This is a genomic window from Peteryoungia rhizophila, assembly GCF_004912145.1.
Taxonomy (GTDB): Bacteria; Pseudomonadota; Alphaproteobacteria; order Rhizobiales; family Rhizobiaceae; genus Allorhizobium; species Allorhizobium rhizophilum.
The window spans coordinates 209,307-225,062 of record NZ_STGT01000003.1; the positions used below are offsets into that span (position 1 = coordinate 209,307).

At 61.9% G+C, this 15,756-nt stretch carries 18 protein-coding genes and 2 riboswitches; of the genes, 7 read left to right on the plus strand and 11 right to left on the minus strand.

Translation table 11 applies throughout. The features are described from left to right. Positions 1–20: 20 nt before the first annotated feature. Positions 21–394: riboswitch (cobalamin riboswitch) on the minus strand. 66 nt (positions 395–460) lie between these two features. The 6 genes from E9677_RS25740 to E9677_RS11985 all read right to left on the minus strand — a co-directional run bounded on the left by E9677_RS25740 (position 461) and on the right by E9677_RS11985 (position 4,872). Beyond that, a complete protein-coding gene (locus E9677_RS25740) occupies positions 461–1,282 on the minus strand; it encodes a hypothetical protein (RefSeq protein WP_136558336.1) in 822 nt (273 codons plus the stop codon). A gap of 63 nt (positions 1,283–1,345) precedes the next feature. After that, on the minus strand, positions 1,346–2,152 hold the full coding sequence (locus E9677_RS11965) for an ATP12 family chaperone protein (RefSeq protein ID WP_136558337.1): 807 nt from the start codon (positions 2,150–2,152) through the stop codon (positions 1,346–1,348). Between the two features lie 9 nt (positions 2,153–2,161). Beyond that, positions 2,162–2,815 (minus strand): HAD family hydrolase, encoded by a 654-nt coding sequence (locus tag E9677_RS11970; protein WP_136558338.1) that lies wholly within the window; start codon positions 2,813–2,815, stop codon positions 2,162–2,164. Then, positions 2,812–3,801, minus strand: a complete 990-nt coding sequence (locus E9677_RS11975; protein ID WP_136558339.1) for an RluA family pseudouridine synthase — start codon at positions 3,799–3,801, stop codon at positions 2,812–2,814. Before E9677_RS11975 ends, E9677_RS11970 begins: the two co-directional genes overlap by 4 nt. A 96-nt stretch (positions 3,802–3,897) precedes the next feature. Continuing rightward, the gene (crcB, locus tag E9677_RS11980) at positions 3,898–4,275 is read right to left on the minus strand and encodes a fluoride efflux transporter CrcB (RefSeq protein ID WP_136558340.1); all 378 of its coding nucleotides are present in this window, start codon (positions 4,273–4,275) and stop codon (positions 3,898–3,900) included. Positions 4,276–4,335: 60 nt separating this feature from the next. Beyond that, complete coding sequence (locus tag E9677_RS11985; protein WP_136558341.1) at positions 4,336–4,872, minus strand: flavodoxin domain-containing protein; 537 nt, start codon at positions 4,870–4,872, stop codon at positions 4,336–4,338. A 197-nt stretch (positions 4,873–5,069) separates the two neighbouring features. Between E9677_RS11985 and E9677_RS11990 the strand changes: the two genes are divergently transcribed. Further along, positions 5,070–5,345 carry a hypothetical protein gene (locus tag E9677_RS11990; RefSeq protein WP_136558342.1) on the plus strand — a complete coding sequence of 92 codons (276 nt, stop codon included), beginning with the start codon at positions 5,070–5,072 and terminating at the stop codon, positions 5,343–5,345. A gap of 81 nt (positions 5,346–5,426) precedes the next feature. Here the strand turns inward: E9677_RS11990 and E9677_RS11995 are convergent, their stop codons facing one another. Together E9677_RS11995 and E9677_RS12000 are read right to left on the minus strand one after the other, a co-directional pair. After that, a complete protein-coding gene (locus tag E9677_RS11995; protein WP_136558343.1) occupies positions 5,427–6,482 on the minus strand; it encodes a copper chaperone PCu(A)C in 1,056 nt (351 codons plus the stop codon). Between the two features lie 71 nt (positions 6,483–6,553). Next, positions 6,554–6,925, minus strand: a complete 372-nt coding sequence (locus E9677_RS12000; protein ID WP_136558344.1) for a hypothetical protein — start codon at positions 6,923–6,925, stop codon at positions 6,554–6,556. A gap of 168 nt (positions 6,926–7,093) precedes the next feature. Beyond that, positions 7,094–7,180, plus strand: a riboswitch (glycine riboswitch). 150 nt (positions 7,181–7,330) lie between these two features. On the opposite strand from E9677_RS12000, the gene gcvT reads away from it, so the two are divergent. The 6 genes from gcvT (at position 7,331) to E9677_RS12030 (ending at position 13,253) form a co-directional block, all read left to right on the plus strand. Then, positions 7,331–8,473, plus strand: coding sequence for a glycine cleavage system aminomethyltransferase GcvT (gene gcvT / locus E9677_RS12005; RefSeq protein ID WP_136558345.1), 1,143 nt, complete (start codon positions 7,331–7,333; stop codon positions 8,471–8,473). Positions 8,474–8,493: 20 nt separating this feature from the next. Further along, positions 8,494–8,856, plus strand: a complete 363-nt coding sequence (gene gcvH / locus E9677_RS12010; RefSeq protein WP_136558346.1) for a glycine cleavage system protein GcvH — start codon at positions 8,494–8,496, stop codon at positions 8,854–8,856. Beyond that, entirely contained in the window at positions 8,856–11,714 is a 2,859-nt protein-coding gene (gcvP, locus tag E9677_RS12015; RefSeq protein ID WP_136558347.1) for an aminomethyl-transferring glycine dehydrogenase, read from the plus strand. Before gcvH ends, gcvP begins: the two co-directional genes overlap by 1 nt. Before the next feature lie 135 nt (positions 11,715–11,849). Next, positions 11,850–12,176, plus strand: coding sequence for a DUF1236 domain-containing protein (locus E9677_RS12020; RefSeq protein ID WP_136558348.1), 327 nt, complete (start codon positions 11,850–11,852; stop codon positions 12,174–12,176). Between the two features lie 230 nt (positions 12,177–12,406). Next, on the plus strand, positions 12,407–12,733 hold the full coding sequence (locus E9677_RS12025; RefSeq protein ID WP_136558349.1) for a flagellar basal body protein: 327 nt from the start codon (positions 12,407–12,409) through the stop codon (positions 12,731–12,733). Between the two features lie 217 nt (positions 12,734–12,950). Further along, a complete protein-coding gene (locus E9677_RS12030) occupies positions 12,951–13,253 on the plus strand; it encodes a hypothetical protein (RefSeq protein WP_136558350.1) in 303 nt (100 codons plus the stop codon). Between the two features lie 220 nt (positions 13,254–13,473). On the opposite strand, the gene E9677_RS12040 is transcribed toward E9677_RS12030, so the two are convergent. From E9677_RS12040 to E9677_RS12050, 3 genes are all read right to left on the minus strand, one after another. Next, on the minus strand, positions 13,474–14,175 hold the full coding sequence (locus E9677_RS12040; RefSeq protein ID WP_136558352.1) for an acyl-homoserine-lactone synthase: 702 nt from the start codon (positions 14,173–14,175) through the stop codon (positions 13,474–13,476). 72 nt (positions 14,176–14,247) lie between these two features. After that, a complete protein-coding gene (locus E9677_RS12045) occupies positions 14,248–14,958 on the minus strand; it encodes a helix-turn-helix transcriptional regulator (protein ID WP_235882937.1) in 711 nt (236 codons plus the stop codon). A gap of 174 nt (positions 14,959–15,132) precedes the next feature. Next, positions 15,133–15,756: a LysE family translocator gene (locus E9677_RS12050; protein ID WP_136558354.1), complete on the minus strand. Its 624-nt coding sequence runs from the start codon at positions 15,754–15,756 to the stop codon at positions 15,133–15,135.

A 15,756-nucleotide genomic window follows, 5' to 3' on the forward strand; every position in this document is an offset into this window, starting at 1 on the left:
GGGGAAACTCCCCAGTGTGGGCACCATGCCCTTGGATGGCAGGTCTCCTGGCTCGCAGGTCGTGGTCTTTAAAGGACCGTCGGGTTCTCCTCGCCTTCCCAGGGTCTGTCGGCAACACGAAAGAGCGGACGATTCGTAGAGAAAGAGGCGTCCTGCCCCGGCTGATCGTGTTGCCACCCCAGTGGCTTTTCCGTTCTGCCGTTCTCGAGAGGCCGGTCGCACACTGCGACCTGTCACCACCTGAAACGGCAGAGCTGTTGGAGAACCCTCGCTGCAATACAGTCGCGGGGTCGGCTGCGTTCGGCATGCCCGATTGGGGTCCAAGCCTTCGCATTCCCTTTTGCTCTCCGGACAACATCTCTGTCGTCCGGAAACCATCCGTCATGAGGATTAGGCCGACGTCGAAGCCAAGTCAATCACGGCCGCGGCGCCCTGATGCGCCATTGCGCCGCGTTGGCGATCACGGCGTGGCCGCGCAATCCGATGTCACGGCAGGGTCGCAATCTGGTCGAAGGCGGATCGTGCCGACCGCCCCTTGCTCCACGGGCGTCCCCTTCGCTATATCGGCGGCACGACGTGCCGGCTGCGCAGGGGCCGGCGGCGGCGTCGGCTGGGCGGTCTCGACAACCGGAGGGGCCGCCATCTCCTGCGGCGCCGGCTGTGCCGGGGCAGCTGGAGGTGTCAGGGCAACAGGCTTTTGGGGCACGGCCTTCGGCGCAACAGCTGCCGCTCGCGGCGGAGACGCCGGCGTGGTGGGAACGATGACCGGTGGCGGATCCGAGACGAGGCGCGTGGAAATGGTGCGTGGCGGCTGCGTCTTGCGGATGCGGGGCGTGGCCAGCGAGAAGGCGAAACGGATGCGGGCTGCGATTTCTTCCGCCAGCGCCTGGCGGGCCCATCGCGGTTCATCCGTCGGACTGTTGACCGTGAAGGATCCTTGCGCAACGGGATCGCCGGTCTCGACAGAGGTCGCCGTGACCGTGAATTTCACCTGGGCGAGACGGCGGCGCGCGCCCTCGCCAAAACCGAGGCGGTCGATCTTGACGAGCAGCACCACGCGTTCTGCGCCTTGCGGCGCACGGGTTGCCGCGATCGCCGCCGAGACACGGCGATCAACGTTTTCGATGAGATCGAGCGGGATCCGGGCATCGGCCATGACGGTGACATTGCGAACGTAATAGACCAATGGCCGGTCGATGCTGCGCCCATGCAGCAGCGTGCAGGATGCCAGGACCAGGAGAAGCCCGATGGCTGCGGCGAAGCGGAGACTGCGAGCAAACATGACGACCCCGGACTGGTGATTCTGGACCAGCCTGACAATTCGCCATTTATGGTTAGTGGACGGTTAACTTTGCGGCTGAAGCGCCTGGAAGAGTGCTGCTGCCGACGCATATTCGCCGTAGCGGGCCTCGCGGCGCGCCTCGGCCTCGGCATCCGTGCCCCAATGCTCGATCGCCCAGTCCTCGTCGATATGTGCGAGCGACCAGACCTCGTCGAGGTCAAAGGCGCCGTCGGCAAAGGCAAGCGCCAGAACCGCTGAGCCGGTCAGCGTCGTCACGACGTTGAGGCAGGAGATCAGGAAGGGGTCTCGGTAGCGCTCGAGCGCCCGCGCGTAAGCCGCAATGGCCTCGGACGGCTGTTGCTGGTGTATGACGCCTTCCACCAGGAAGAAGCGGGCGCCGTGCGCCGTCGCTGCCCATGACAGCACCGGATCCCAGCGAGCCGCCTGCCGCTCAATCAGTTCCTTCGGAGCATCGGCGCGGTAGCAGAGCATGTCCGTGCCGGCAAAGCGGACGATCTCGTCAAACACTTCGGCGAGGCTGTTGGAAACCGCGTCGATCGCGGTGTTCGCCAGCTTGGTGATCGGCATGGTCGCCGGATTGATGAACTCGGCCTGGCCTGCCCATTCAGCTGCCACGAGCTCGGCCGCCTCGCGGGTCGGCAGCGCCAGGAGGTTCTTGGCGGGGGTCTTCACCGACTTGCCGTCAAGGGCTATCGAAAAGCCGCCCTCGCGCTCCTCGATGCCAACACTCTCATAGAAGCGTTTCGGCAGCGGGCGCTTCATCTGGATCTGGGCACGGCGGACCGGATCCTCGTGGCTGTGCTCCGGAACGAAGGTGCCGAAAATGTCCTTGTCGAGCTCGTCGCGCATGAGGTGCTCCTAGTGAATATAGGCCAGAAGATCGGCCGGTCGTTCGACCACGGCATCAGCCCCGGCCTTCCAGAGTTCGTCCGGCGTCGCGTAACCCCAGGCGACACCGATGGCGGTTGCGCCCGCAGCCTTGGCCATCTGCATGTCGTAGATCGCATCGCCGATGACGATCGTCTCGCGCGGCGCGATCCCGGCCTCGTCGCAGCATTCGTTGACCATGGCCGGATGCGGCTTTGACGGGCAGTCATCCGCTGTCCGGCAGAACAGGAAATGGGGCTTCAGGCCATGCCCTTCAAGGATCATTTCAAGACCACGGCGCGACTTACCGGTGACGGCGCCGAGCCAGATATCTTCGCGCGCGATCAGTGCGTCGAGCACTTCACGAATGCCGTCAAACATGGTCTCGCCGAAGCCTGAGGTTTGCCGCACGTCGGCAAAGATCGACTTGTAGTGGGTCGCCATAGCCACAGCCTCGTCATCGGCATGCGGCTTGCCGTCCATGCGGGCAATCGCGATGTCGAGCGTCAAGCCGATAATCGACTTGGTTGTTTCGATCGCCGGCTCCGGCTTGCCGAAGGCGATGAATGTGTGGCGCATGACTTCGTGGATCAGGCCGGCGCTGTCGACCAGCGTGCCGTCGCAATCGAAGAGGACAAGCTTCATTCGCCGTCCCTGTCGCCGTCACGCTGGTCGAGGCCGAGCAAGTTCCATGTCTGCACCATGTGTGGCGGCAGCGGCGCCGTCACCTTCAGGCGGCCACCATTGGGATGCGGCAAGTCGATAGAGCGCGCATGCAGGTGCAGCCGCTTCTGAACACCACCGGGGAAGTCCCAGTTGTGGTCGTCTTCGAAATACTTCGGATCGCCGATGATCGGATGGCCCATATGCAGTGCGTGGACGCGCAGCTGGTGGGTGCGCCCGGTAAAAGGCTCCATCTCCAGCCAGGCGAGGTTCTGCGCTGCGGTGTCAATGACGCGGTAATAGGTGATGGCGTGATCTGCGCCGTCCTCACCATGTCTGCAGACCCGCATGCGGTCGCCTTCATCGGTCTGGTCCTTGGTGAGCCAGGTCGAGATCTTGTCCTCGTGCTTGCGCGGGACGCCCTTCACCAGTGACCAGTAGATCTTCTTGGTGTCGCGCTCGCGAAACGCGGCCGTCAGCTTCTGAGCAGCCCCGCGGGTACGGGCAACGACCAGTACACCCGAGGTGTCGCGGTCGAGGCGGTGCACCAGACGCGGCTTCTCGCCCTTTCTGCTGGTCCATGCTTCGAGCATCTTGTCGATATGCCTGTTGAGGCCCGAGCCGCCCTGCACGGCAAGGCCGGCGGGCTTGTTGAGCACGATGACCTTCTCGTCTTCATGCAGCAGCATACGCGACAGGAGTTCGTGGTCATCACCATGCTTCAGGTCATGGCTTGCGATCGGACCGGTCTTCTTGGCGTCGACGTCCATGGGCGGCACGCGCACGACCTGACCGGGCTGGACACGGGCATCGGTCTTGACGCGACCGCCGTCGACACGGACCTGGCCGGAGCGCAACAGTTTCTGCAGCGCGCCGAAGCCGAGACCCGGATAGTGGATCTTGAACCAACGGTCGAGCCGCATGCCCGCCTCGTCGGCTTCCACGGTGATATGTTCGATGCCTGCCATCAGGGAATTCTTTCGTGCTCGGGTTCTCCACCCACTTGTCCCGTGCCTTTAGTAGATTTCGGGCGCAAAGGGAAAGCGGAAATGCAGAACCCGGCCTCAGAACAGGCTGCGGCCCAGGGCCAGACCGCCAAAAGCCGCCGCGAGCGACAGCGTCACACTCGCCGCCACATAGCCAAAGGCGGCGAGGATCGCGCCTCGTTCGGCGAGCGCCATGGTGTCGAGGGAGAAGGACGAAAACGTGGTGAACCCGCCGAGGAAACCGACGACGAGCAAGAGGCGCATCTCCATCGGGGCCGCCAGCTTGCGGGCAACGAGTTCCGTCAGCAGGCCGATCGCAAACGAGCCGACGATGTTGACCGTGATCGTGCCCCAGGGAAAGGCTGGCCCGAGTAGTCGCGTCATGGCGATCCCGGTCAGGTAGCGGGCCACCGATCCAGTCGCGCCACCGATCGCGACCAGCAGGATGTGGAACATGAATGCCTCCGGCTCAAACGGCTGTTGTCAGTGCCGTTCAAGCCGGTTGCGGCAACCGCGTCAACCCTTGGCCATGTCGAGAAAATCTTCGACAAAACCGCTGAGTGCCTTCCAGTCGGTGAATTCGTGGTCACGGCTGACATCCGTCGGGGCGTTCTCCAATTCCGCCATGCGGCGGATGATCCAGCGCTTGAAGAAGTCATATTCGGTGTAGCGCAGGGCGCCGGCGGCATGATGCATCATGGTCGGTCGCCAGCCGCTGTCGCTGATCAGCGCGTCCGGGACATGCATGGCCTCCTCCCGTTCCTCCTCGAACTCGCTGCGTATGAGAAGCGACACGGAGACGAAGGCCGAGGGCACGCTGTTCAGCCAGGACGCCTCCTGTCGCACGAAACTTGCGAAAGCAGCGGGATAACGCGCCGCATGCACGGGGGCACACAGGATTGCTGCTTCCGGATGGGCGATCGCATATTCGGCGCCCGAGGCTATATCGAACAGCAAGGCCCTGTCGCCTGCCGCCTCGACGGCGGCAGCCACCGCCCCCGCGATCTTGCGCGTCTGCCCTTCGACCGTCGCATAACCGACGAGAATGATCATGTCCTCTGCTCCTCTTCCGATGTCTGGGCATCGTAAGGCAAGCAGCCGGGCCGCGCCTTGATCTGGCGCAAAACGGGGCGTGTTGGGCAAGACCCAAAACCCGCTCAGTTTTATTCAAATTCGCTCATTCGACTTAAAGATGCATAGATAACCGTGGTTTATGCTAATGTCGTTATGTATTATCTGGAAAAGCACTCATGACACAGGTTGTCACAGTCTCTGCCCAAACCGCGGCCTACGCGATGGAACCGGTGAAGCCGCCACAGCGCGCCTCCCGCGCCTCATACGTGGAAGAGCACACGCGTATGCTGGCGCAGCAGGCAGCACAAAGCGAAGATCTGCGGCTGCGGGCGCTGGTGAACATCGTTCAGCCTCCCGCACTTGCTTTGTATTTCCTCACGTCGACACAACAACAGTTCGAACAGGCGACGCTCCAGGAAACGATCGAGGCCTACAAGAATTCGGTCGCCTGAGACCTCTCTCCCGGGACGCATGAAGAAAGCCGCGACCGATGGACGGTCGCGGCTTCCTTCGTTTCAACGAGGCTGACTGGTTCAGTTGCCCCTGGCAGGGCCGATCGGCAGGACCACATCAATGGCACCGGCCTTCTCGAAGGTCAGGGTGACGCTTACCGTCGCGCCCTCCTTGAAGGGCTCCGATACCTTGTAGAACATCAGATGAAGGCCACCCGGTTTGAGTTCGACCGTCTCTCCCGCGGGGATGACGACGCCGTCGTTCAGCTGACGCATTTTCATGACGTCACCTTCCATCGTCATCTCATGCAACTGGACTTCTCCGGCCTGTGAAGAAGTCGCCGACACGAGCCTGTCGTCTTCGCCGCCCTTGTTGGTGATGGTGACGAAGCCGCCACCGACCGGCTGGCCGGGCAGCATGGCCTTGGTGAAGCCAGCCGTCAGTTCCAGATCGCCGGCCGTGACAGGCGTGAAGCCGCCCGGGTCCGTCGCTGCCATATGGTCACCATGACCCGCCTGTTCACCATGGGCCGCATGCGCGCCGTGTCCAGTTGCAGCGGCCTGCTCGGCGGGAGCAGCATGACCAGCATGGGCGCCGTGGCCGCCGTGCTCATAGCCCTCGGCTGCGACCAGTTGCAAGACGGGGGCCGGGCCGTCGAGATCATGCGGGTCCTGTCCGGGGGCTGCGACCTGGTCCCAGGCAACCTTACCATCCGTGCCGCAAAGCTGAACCGTCGGGAAGGCCAAGCCCGTTGCCGGATCGCCGGCGGCGACCTTTCCGTAGACCACGAAAGTGTCGTAGAAATTGTCCGGCAGATCGCCGTTCTTGAAGCGGATTTCGACCGGGCCGGATTTTACTGCCGTGCCATGGTTGTCGTAGCCTTGCTGGTAGTCGCCCGTGATCACTTCGATCTCCCAGCCCGGTTTCGGCATGGGCTTGGCGGCAATGAAGCCTTCCGGCAGCTTGATCTGGACTTCGTTGGTCGCCTTGCCGTCGCAGCCATGCGGGACCTGCAGGGTGGCGGCGACATAAGAGCCGACCTTGGCAGGCTGGTTGGCAAAGGTCGCATGGGCGAACACTGATGTGGTCGATGCGAGGGTTGCGATCGCGATTGCGAAAATGAGTTGGGTCTTCATGGGTGTCTCTCCATGCCGCGGTCCATTCTGGCCGTCGGCAGTCATCAGTCTTCTTCAGTTGGTAAAGGGGATCAGACGAAGAGCGGCGGACCGCGCAGGCGCGGTCTGTCGAGGAGATGCTGGGATCGATGTGTCGTGGCAGCAGGGACTATCTGCCCCAGGCTCGCAAACTGACTGACAAGCCAGGAGTGGTCCGAGGGTGTCGGCAAGATGACGGCGCCGGCAAGGCGGCATGCCTCACAGTCGACCGGCGGCCTGGCATGCTTCTGGTCCTGATCGGCAACACAAAGATCGGGAAATGTGCCGTCGGGGAGCGCATAGGAGACCGATTGGACATCGGTCGCGATCGCGGCCGGCGCGCGATGGGCAAAGCCGAGCGACAGGAAGACCATGGCGCAGAAGATGCGCAGGATCATCGTGGCTGGTCTTCGCTTCGATTTCATCGTCGTCCCCGTTCGGCTCATTGCTGTATCGCGATGCGCGCGCCAAGCCAAGCGACGAGATGCCGCGCCGCTTTGGACACTCGCGGGCCTTGCGGCTTCAGCGACAAAAATTTGCTCGCGAGCGACGCGGCCTCTTGCCAAGCTGCCCTGCGGCCGGATAATGCCTTGATGACCTTGTAGGGAGATACCGGTTCGATCCGGAGCCGAAGGAGCAACCGCCCCGGAAACTCTCAGGCAAATGGACCACAAGGCGTCGACTGCACTCTGGAGAGAGGCCCGTTTCCAAAGCGGGCCAAGCCGAAGGGATAACAATCTCAGGCACAAGGACAGAGGGGGCTCATGAACCGGCACAACCGTGCCCAGACTTGAGCCAGCGCATATGCGCTGAAACCCGGAGGCGACGTCTTGGACGACCAGACTGCTCTCAAACACACACCCCTTTATGATCTCCATGTATCGCTCGGCGCCAAGATGGTGCCCTTCGCCGGTTACGACATGCCGGTGCAATATCCAGCTGGTGTCCTGAAGGAACATCTGCACACCCGTGCCGCCGCCGGTCTCTTCGACGTTTCCCATATGGGCCAAGTCGAACTGGTCGCCGCCTCCGGGACTTACGAGGACGCGGCCAAGGCCCTGGAAACGCTCGTTCCCGTCGACATCCTCGGCCTGAAGGACGGCCGCCAGCGTTATGGCTTTTTCACCGACGACAACGGCGGCATCCTCGACGATTTGATGATTTCCCGCCTCGGTGAACGCCTGCTGGTCGTGGTCAATGCCGGCTGCAAGGATGCCGATATCGCCCATATGCGGTCGAAGCTTCCTGATGGCGTTCAGGTTCTCGTGCATGACGACCGGGCGCTTCTCGCCCTGCAGGGGCCGAAGGCGGAAGCCGTGCTTGCGGCGCTCAATTCTGAAATCGCAGCCATGAAGTTCATGGACGTGCGTGAACTGTCTCTGGGCGACATCCCTGCCCTCATCTCCCGCACCGGCTATTCGGGCGAAGACGGCTTCGAGATCTCGGTCCCGGCAGACGGCGCCACGGACCTCGCCAAGGCGCTGCTCGGCCAGCCCGACTGTCAGCCGATCGGTCTCGGTGCGCGCGATTCGCTGCGGCTCGAAGCCGGCCTCTGCCTCTATGGAAACGACATCGACACGACGACCTCACCCGTTGAGGCATCCATCGAATGGGGGATCCAGAAGGTCCGTCGCATCGGTGGCGCCCGCGCCGGCGGTTTCCCGGGGGCGGCGACACGCATTCTCGGCGAGCTTGAGAATGGCGTTTCCCGCCGCCGCGTCGGCCTGAAGCCCGAGGGCAAGGCGCCGGTGCGTCCGCCGGCTAAGTTGTTCGCCGATGCCGAGGGCAAGACCGAGATCGGTCACGTTTCCTCAGGGGGCTTCGGTCCCAGCGCCGAAGGCCCGATCGCCATGGGCTATGTCCCGACCGCGATGGTCGAGCCCGGCACCCAGGTCTTTGCGGAGGTGCGCGGCAAGCTGTTGCCACTCACCGTCACCGCCCTTCCCTTCGTTACCCCCACCTATAAACGCTGAAAAAATCTCCGGAGAGAACCATGTTGAAATTTACCGCTGAACACGAATGGCTGAAGATCGAAGACGGCGTTGCCACCGTTGGCATCACCACGCATGCTGCCGGCCAGCTCGGCGATCTCGTCTTCGTCGAACTGCCGGACGAAGGCTCGAGCTTTAAGAAGGACGGCACCGCCGCGACCGTCGAGAGCGTCAAGGCAGCCTCCGACGTCTACTGCCCGCTCGATGGTGAAGTGGTCGAGATCAACCAGGCAATCGTCGACGATCCGTCGCTTGTCAATTCCGATCCGGAAGGTGCCGCCTGGTTCTTCAAGCTGAAGCTCGCCAACCCTTCTGACGCCGACGCTCTGCTCGACGAAGCAGCCTACAAGGAGCTGATCGCGTAATGACGACGGAATTCCAGTTCACGGATTACGATCCTTACGACTTCGCCAATCGGCGCCATATCGGCCCCTCGCCCGCCGAGATGACCGAGATGCTGAAGGTGATCGGCTATCACTCGCTCGACGAGATGATCGACGATACCGTCCCCGGCTCGATCCGCCAGAAGGTGCCGCTCACCTGGGGTGCCGCGATGACCGAGCGCGAGGCGCTCGACAAGCTGCGCGAGACGGCGAACAAGAACAAGGTCCTGACCTCGCTTCTCGGTCAGGGCTATTACGGCACGATCACGCCGCCGGTCATCCAGCGCAACATCCTGGAAAACCCGGCCTGGTACACGGCGTATACGCCTTACCAGCCCGAGATCTCCCAGGGTCGCCTGGAGGCACTTCTCAACTTCCAGACCATGGTGACCGATCTCACCGGCCTCGACGTAGCGAATGCCTCGCTGCTCGATGAAGCCACCGCTGCTGCCGAAGCCATGGCGCTCTGCCAGCGCAGCGCCAAGACCAAGGCCACCGGTTTCTTTGTCGACAAGGACTGCCACCCGCAGACCATCGCCGTCATCCAGACCCGTGCCGAGCCTCTCGGCTGGACGGTCACTGTCGGCGATCCCTTCACCGATCTCGACCCGACCGAAGTCTTCGGCGCAATCTTCCAGTATCCGGGCACGCACGGCCATGTGCGCGACTTCTCGGGCCTGATCGCGCGTCTGCACCAGACCGGTGCGCTCGCCGCTGTCGCCGCCGACATCCTCGCGCTGCTGCTTTTGAAGTCCCCCGGCGAAATGGGCGCCGACATCGCCATCGGCTCGACCCAGCGCTTCGGCGTTCCCATGGGTTATGGCGGTCCGCATGCGGCCTATATGGCGGTCAAGGATGCGATCAAGCGCTCCATGCCCGGTCGGCTGGTCGGCGTCTCGGTCGATGCACGCGGCAACCGCGCCTATCGTCTGTCGCTGCAGACCCGCGAACAGCATATCCGCCGCGAGAAAGCGACGTCGAACATCTGCACCGCGCAGGTCCTGCTCGCCGTCATGGCCTCGATGTATGCCGTCTTCCATGGTCCTCAAGGGCTGAAGGCGATTGCCCAGCAGGTGCACCGCAAGACGGTTCTGCTCGCCAAGGGTCTGGAAAAGCTCGGCTATACGATCGAGCCTGAAACCTTCTTCGATACGATCACCGTCGAGGTCGGGCATATGCAGGGCCTCGTCATGCGCGCGGCTGTCGCCGAAGGCGTCAACCTGCGCAAGGTCGGCGAGACCAGGGTTGGCATCGCCCTCGATGAGCGCACGCGTCCGGCTGTGCTCGAAGCCGTCTGGCGCGCATTCGGCGGCAGCTTCAAGGTCGAGGACTTCTCGGCAGACTACCGCCTGCCGACGGACCTGCTGCGCACCAGCGAGTATCTGACGCATCCGATCTTCCACATGAACCGAGCGGAAAGCGAGATGACCCGCTACATCCGCCGGCTCTCGGACCGCGATCTTGCGCTCGACCGGGCAATGATCCCGCTCGGATCCTGCACAATGAAGCTGAACGCCACGGCGGAAATGCTGCCGATCACCTGGCCGGAATTTTCCGACATCCATCCCTTCGTTCCCGCCGACCAGGCGCTGGGCTACAAGGAGATGATCGACGACCTCTCGGAAAAGCTCTGCGCGGTCACCGGCTATGACGCGATCTCGATGCAGCCGAACTCGGGTGCGCAAGGAGAGTATGCGGGACTTCTGACGATCCGCGCCTATCACCTCGCCCGGGGCGATACCCATCGCACCGTCTGCCTCATCCCGACCTCCGCACACGGCACCAACCCGGCATCCGCCCAAATGGTTGGCATGACGGTCGTGCCGGTCAAGTCGAAGGAAAATGGCGACGTCGATCTCGACGACTTCCGGGCCAAGGCGGAACAGCACGCGGACAACCTCTCCTGCTGCATGATCACCTATCCTTCGACACATGGCGTGTTCGAGGAGACGGTGCGCGAGATCTGCGAGATCACCCACCAGTTCGGTGGTCAGGTCTATCTCGACGGGGCGAACATGAACGCCATGGTCGGCGTCTCGCGTCCCGGCGACATCGGTTCTGACGTGTCCCACCTCAACCTGCACAAGACCTTCTGCATCCCGCATGGTGGTGGTGGTCCGGGCATGGGACCGATCGGCGTCAAGGCGCATTTGGCACCTTTCCTGCCCGGCCATGTCGTCACCGACGGTCGTCCGGGTGCGGTTTCGGCCGGCCCCTATGGCTCGCCGTCAATCCTGCCGATCAGCTGGTCCTACTGCCTGATGATGGGTGGCGAAGGCCTGACGCAGGCGACCAAGGTCGCGATCCTCAACGCCAACTACATCGCAGCACGGCTAAAGGGCGCCTATGACGTGCTCTATACCTCTGCCTCCGGTCGCGTGGCGCATGAATGCATCATCGACACCCGACCCTTGCAGGCCTCGGCCGGCGTCACCGTCGACGATGTCGCCAAGCGCCTGATCGACTGCGGCTTCCATGCGCCGACCATGAGCTGGCCGGTCGCGGGAACGCTGATGATCGAGCCGACGGAATCGGAGACCAAGGCCGAGATCGACCGGTTCTGCGCGGCCATGCTGGCAATCCGCGAGGAAGCCCGCGACATCGAAGAAGGCCGGATGGACAAGGCCAACAATCCGCTGAAGAACGCACCGCATACGGTGGAAGACCTGGTCGGCCAGTGGGATCGTCCATACAGCCGCGAACAGGCCTGCTATCCGCCGGGCGCCTTCCGGGTGGACAAATACTGGTCCTCGGTCAACCGCGTCGACAATGTCTATGGCGACCGTAACCTGGTCTGTACCTGCCCGCCGATGGAGGCTTACGCCGAAGCGGCTGAGTAGCAGCCTGAAATTCGCCATGAGAACGCCGCCCTTGAGGCGGCGTTCTTCATTTGTGGTGACATGCCGAAACGCCCTGTGATGGAACGGATCTGGCCACGGCCCGTTCTTCCCGCTGTTCAACACAGGAGAACAGACATGCGCAACACAATCATCCTCGCTGGTGCAGCGGCACTCATGACGCTCTCGGCGTCGGCCAATGCGCAGGACACTGTCATCATCCGGCAGGCGCCGGTCGCGACCCAGTCGACCATCGTGGTACCGGCTCCCGTCGAGACCTACATCTTGGAACGCGAAGTTCGCTCCGTGCCTTATGAAGGCGATGTCCTGATCGGTCGCGTCATTGAAGATCCGGTCGAACTCTATCCCGTCGAGGGTTACGAGGACTATTCCTATACCGTCATCAACGAACGCCGGGTGATCGTCGATCCGCAGACTCGACAGATCATCCAGATCATCGAGTGAACTCGGACATCGAACGAAATCAGAAAACCCGGCTCACCAGCGCCGGGTTTTTTTCTATCGAGATCCGGGATTAATCGTCCGGGCGACAACGCCCGACCCATCTCGACCGCGTTTCAAAGCGACACAAGTTCGACGAAGCTCGAAAGCTTTCGGAAACCCCGAGCCTTGGGAAAGATCTAACCTGTCTCGTTTATCTTCATCCTCTCGGCTTCCAAGCGACAGGAACGGCAATGAGCATTTCGGCGATCATGGGCATTTCGCTCTCGGGCATGCAGGCAGAAAAGACACGCCTCGCTTCGACCGCGAACAATGTCGCGAATGCCATGACGCCGGCCTATGACCGGCTTGAGACCAAATTCACCAGTTCGGCCCAAGGCGGCGTGACCGCATCCGTTGCCCCAACTGGCGACGAGACTTTCGACGACATGTCGAATGTGGACCTCGCTTCGGAGATGCTGTCGCTCGTGCAAAGCGAAATCGGTTTCAAGGCCAATGCGAGCGCCTGGGAAACCGGCGCCGATCTCTGGGATGTTCTGCTCAGTATCAAGCGGGACTGATCGGCGCTATGCCCCGTGGCCTGCTTGCAGCACGCGTTGACGATATGCGCTTCAATCGGGACGTCGATGCGTCAGACCGACTGAACCATGACGGGCAAAATTTGGGCCGCCTGAACGAAACTGCGTGAACGCACGTCCAGAATGCAATTCTTCGATTGCAATCGCACCGGACTTCAGGCCACATTCTCAAGTTGCAATCGGTTGCATCAGGGATTCCATGTATAACGACACACTCAATCATCTGAAGACACAGATCTTCCCGGCCGATATCGGCGACTGTGACCGCCTGAAGACGCATTTCAAGCAGCATCTCGAGACAGCAGTCAGCTCCGTCGATGCCAATGATTATGTAGAGGACTGTCTCTTCCAGATCGACGAGGCCCTCGAACGGCTCTGTGAAAGCCGCGGCGAGAGCCTCGAAGTTCGCAATTATCTACTGGGTGCGATCGAGGCGCTGCGCGACGAGCTCCATCTTTGCGACGTCAATATGGATGTCCGACAGGTGGTCGTCGGCTTCTGAAAGGGAGCGTTTGCGCCCGCCGCCGACGCGCTTGCGGTCTGTGCCGTCGATGGCCGCCGCCAGCGATACCATCTGCAGGAGATGGTCGAGAAACAAAGATTCGTCGCTCAGTGGTGACTTTTGTGAAACGCCCCTGATGATCTCTCTCAGGCTGCGGACCTGCTCTTCGACGATAGAGCGGACGTAAAGGTCGGAGGATGGGAAATTGCCATCCGTCATGTCATTCTCCTGCCATTCTTGCATATTGAACATTTCCGTGCTGCTCCTCGACAAAAGCGAGGCGCAAAAGGGCCGACGGCCCGAATGGATTGCCGTGCGCATGTTCGAGATCGAGCACGCTTCCATTGATTCCATATAGTTCGTGGTGCTTCAGCAAGCCTGCCATGGACGGCTTTGCAGTGATCGGGACGATGAGTGAACCTTCCAGCACGCTCGGGGCCGCGAGCGGCATGACCTCCCAACCGGTGGTCACCAGAAGATTGACCAGCTTCGGATGGGTCTCGACCACCAGGGCCTCGATCCCAGCCACGAGGCAATATTCCATCACGCCGGTCATCAGAATGTTGGAAATCGGAACACCAGCGATCACCTTGTCGGACACTTCCGCGATGCAGCGGGTCCATTCGAAGATTCGAGATCCGCGCGGCCATTGGGCCCCGTCCATCAGATGCGGGTATACGTCCGACAGGAGATGCGGCTGGAGCGTCGGCAACAATCGGCTATAGCCGACGACCTGCCCATCCACCACCAGCGGCAGATGGATGGCCTCGTCACCGTCGAACTGGTCGATCTCCCGACCATCCGGGCGACGGTAGGCTTCCCAGCCCAACCTCTCGACAAACTGTCGATGACGAAACTGCCAGACCTGTTCTAGGATCTCGGCATGACGTAGCGCGTCCGCATCCAGAATTGTCGCAAGCATTTCAGCCCCCCAAAAAGCCAGGGCAAAGAGTGCGGCATGGGGGACAAATTCAATATAGGCCGTTCTGCCTATTTATCTGATTAAACCGAGCCGAATCGACTCGGCGATCAGTTGCGCCCGGTTCACCGAATTCAACTTGCGGCTCGCGGAAGCAATCTCGTGCTGAACGGTTTTCTCCGAGATTCCAAGGATCTGGCCGATCTCCCAATTGGTCTTGCCAGCAGCGCACCACAGGATCACCTCGCGCTCGCGCGGCGTGACCTTTGCGACGGCGGGCGCTTTCGGCTCTCGGCCTTCGGACAGGAAAGCACGCAACCGGTTGTGCGCATAGATTGAAATGATGTGCAGTGCGCCACGCTGTTCCTGGGACAGGTCGACCTTGCGCGCGCCAAAGGTGACGATCGCCTGAAAACCTCCGACGGAATGCAGCGGCACGCTGTAACCGTCATACATTCCGAATTCGGTGGCCTCGTTCATGACGCGCTTTGCGGCCCGGGTGACAGGTTTGTCGGCAAGCGCCTCCGACCAGACGAAGGCCTCGTCGGACATTTTCGTGCGGTAGATGACGGGATCCACATGGACATAATTTTCATGCACATAGCGTTCGAACCAGCCGGCTGGCCATGCATTGAGCATGAAATACGGGTCGATTCGTTCACTCGGCAACGGGATACCGGAAATGGCATAACAATCCATGCCGAAAGCCTTGGCGGCCGTGTCAAGGCAAGCCAGAACCTCCCGGTCGTCGCGCGCCCGCGACGATTCCGTGATGAAATCGAACATCGCATTGGCTGTGGCTTGCCTGTCTGACATCGACACCCCCATGCTACCCCCCGCTGTGACAGGGGTCACATCTAGCATGCCGAAAGACGAAGCGGCCTGATCAACATTGGATTTCCAAGGAAAAGTGTCTCCGCATGACGCGACCGCGTGGCAAGCACCTGCAGCGTCAATCCGTCAGAGCACGGTCAACACGGCATGGAGAAGTGCCGCCAGGCCGAAAACGATCAGGATGACCGCCGATACCCGGCCGACGACGACAGAGAAACCCTCCGGCAATCGCGTGCGCAAGAGGCTCACGAGGCCGCTGAGAAAGAACCACCAGCCCAGCGAACCCAGAAACACGCCTGCCACCAGCAGAGCTCCGGTTGCGCCACCCTGCCCTGCCGCCAGCCCCAGCCCCGCAAAGATCGCCGCAAAAGACAGAATGGTTGCGGGATTGGCGATGGTCAGGAGAAAGGTCGCTGCCGTGGTCGACAGCAATCCGCGTGCATCGACCGATGCGGCCGAGACGGGTTGGCGCGGCTTCAGCCCCTGGATACCGAGATAGATCAGGAAAAAACCGCCGAATACCTGCAGAGGCAGCTCGATCCAGCCGAGAATGGACCCGAGAGCCGTGAAACCCGCCGCGGCAAGAAGCGCATAGACACCGTCTGCAATCGCCGTTCCAAGGCCACCGGCCACGCCGGCCCAGAAGCCGCGCTCCAGCGTGCGGTTGATGCAAAGCGCTCCGATCGGCCCGAGGGGTGCTGCGATCGCGACGCCCAGCACCAACCCCTTGCCGAAGACGAGCGCGTCCAT

Coding starts and splice junctions, on each gene's coding strand:
- E9677_RS25740 (WP_136558336.1), bottom strand. CDS start 1,282: ATGTTTGCTCGCAGTCTCCGCTTCGCCGCAGCCATCGGGCTTCTCCTG.
- E9677_RS11965 (WP_136558337.1), bottom strand. CDS start 2,152: ATGCGCGACGAGCTCGACAAGGACATTTTCGGCACCTTCGTTCCGGAG.
- E9677_RS11970 (WP_136558338.1), bottom strand. CDS start 2,815: ATGAAGCTTGTCCTCTTCGATTGCGACGGCACGCTGGTCGACAGCGCC.
- E9677_RS11975 (WP_136558339.1), bottom strand. CDS start 3,801: ATGGCAGGCATCGAACATATCACCGTGGAAGCCGACGAGGCGGGCATG.
- crcB (WP_136558340.1), bottom strand. CDS start 4,275: ATGTTCCACATCCTGCTGGTCGCGATCGGTGGCGCGACTGGATCGGTG.
- E9677_RS11985 (WP_136558341.1), bottom strand. CDS start 4,872: ATGATCATTCTCGTCGGTTATGCGACGGTCGAAGGGCAGACGCGCAAG.
- E9677_RS11990 (WP_136558342.1), top strand. CDS start 5,070: ATGACACAGGTTGTCACAGTCTCTGCCCAAACCGCGGCCTACGCGATG.
- E9677_RS11995 (WP_136558343.1), bottom strand. CDS start 6,482: ATGAAGACCCAACTCATTTTCGCAATCGCGATCGCAACCCTCGCATCG.
- E9677_RS12000 (WP_136558344.1), bottom strand. CDS start 6,925: ATGAAATCGAAGCGAAGACCAGCCACGATGATCCTGCGCATCTTCTGC.
- gcvH (WP_136558346.1), top strand. CDS start 8,494: ATGTTGAAATTTACCGCTGAACACGAATGGCTGAAGATCGAAGACGGC.
- gcvP (WP_136558347.1), top strand. CDS start 8,856: ATGACGACGGAATTCCAGTTCACGGATTACGATCCTTACGACTTCGCC.
- E9677_RS12020 (WP_136558348.1), top strand. CDS start 11,850: ATGCGCAACACAATCATCCTCGCTGGTGCAGCGGCACTCATGACGCTC.
- E9677_RS12025 (WP_136558349.1), top strand. CDS start 12,407: ATGAGCATTTCGGCGATCATGGGCATTTCGCTCTCGGGCATGCAGGCA.
- E9677_RS12030 (WP_136558350.1), top strand. CDS start 12,951: ATGTATAACGACACACTCAATCATCTGAAGACACAGATCTTCCCGGCC.
- E9677_RS12040 (WP_136558352.1), bottom strand. CDS start 14,175: ATGCTTGCGACAATTCTGGATGCGGACGCGCTACGTCATGCCGAGATC.
- E9677_RS12045 (WP_235882937.1), bottom strand. CDS start 14,958: ATGTTCGATTTCATCACGGAATCGTCGCGGGCGCGCGACGACCGGGAG.
- E9677_RS12050 (WP_136558354.1), bottom strand. CDS start 15,756: ATGGACGCGCTCGTCTTCGGCAAGGGGTTGGTGCTGGGCGTCGCGATC.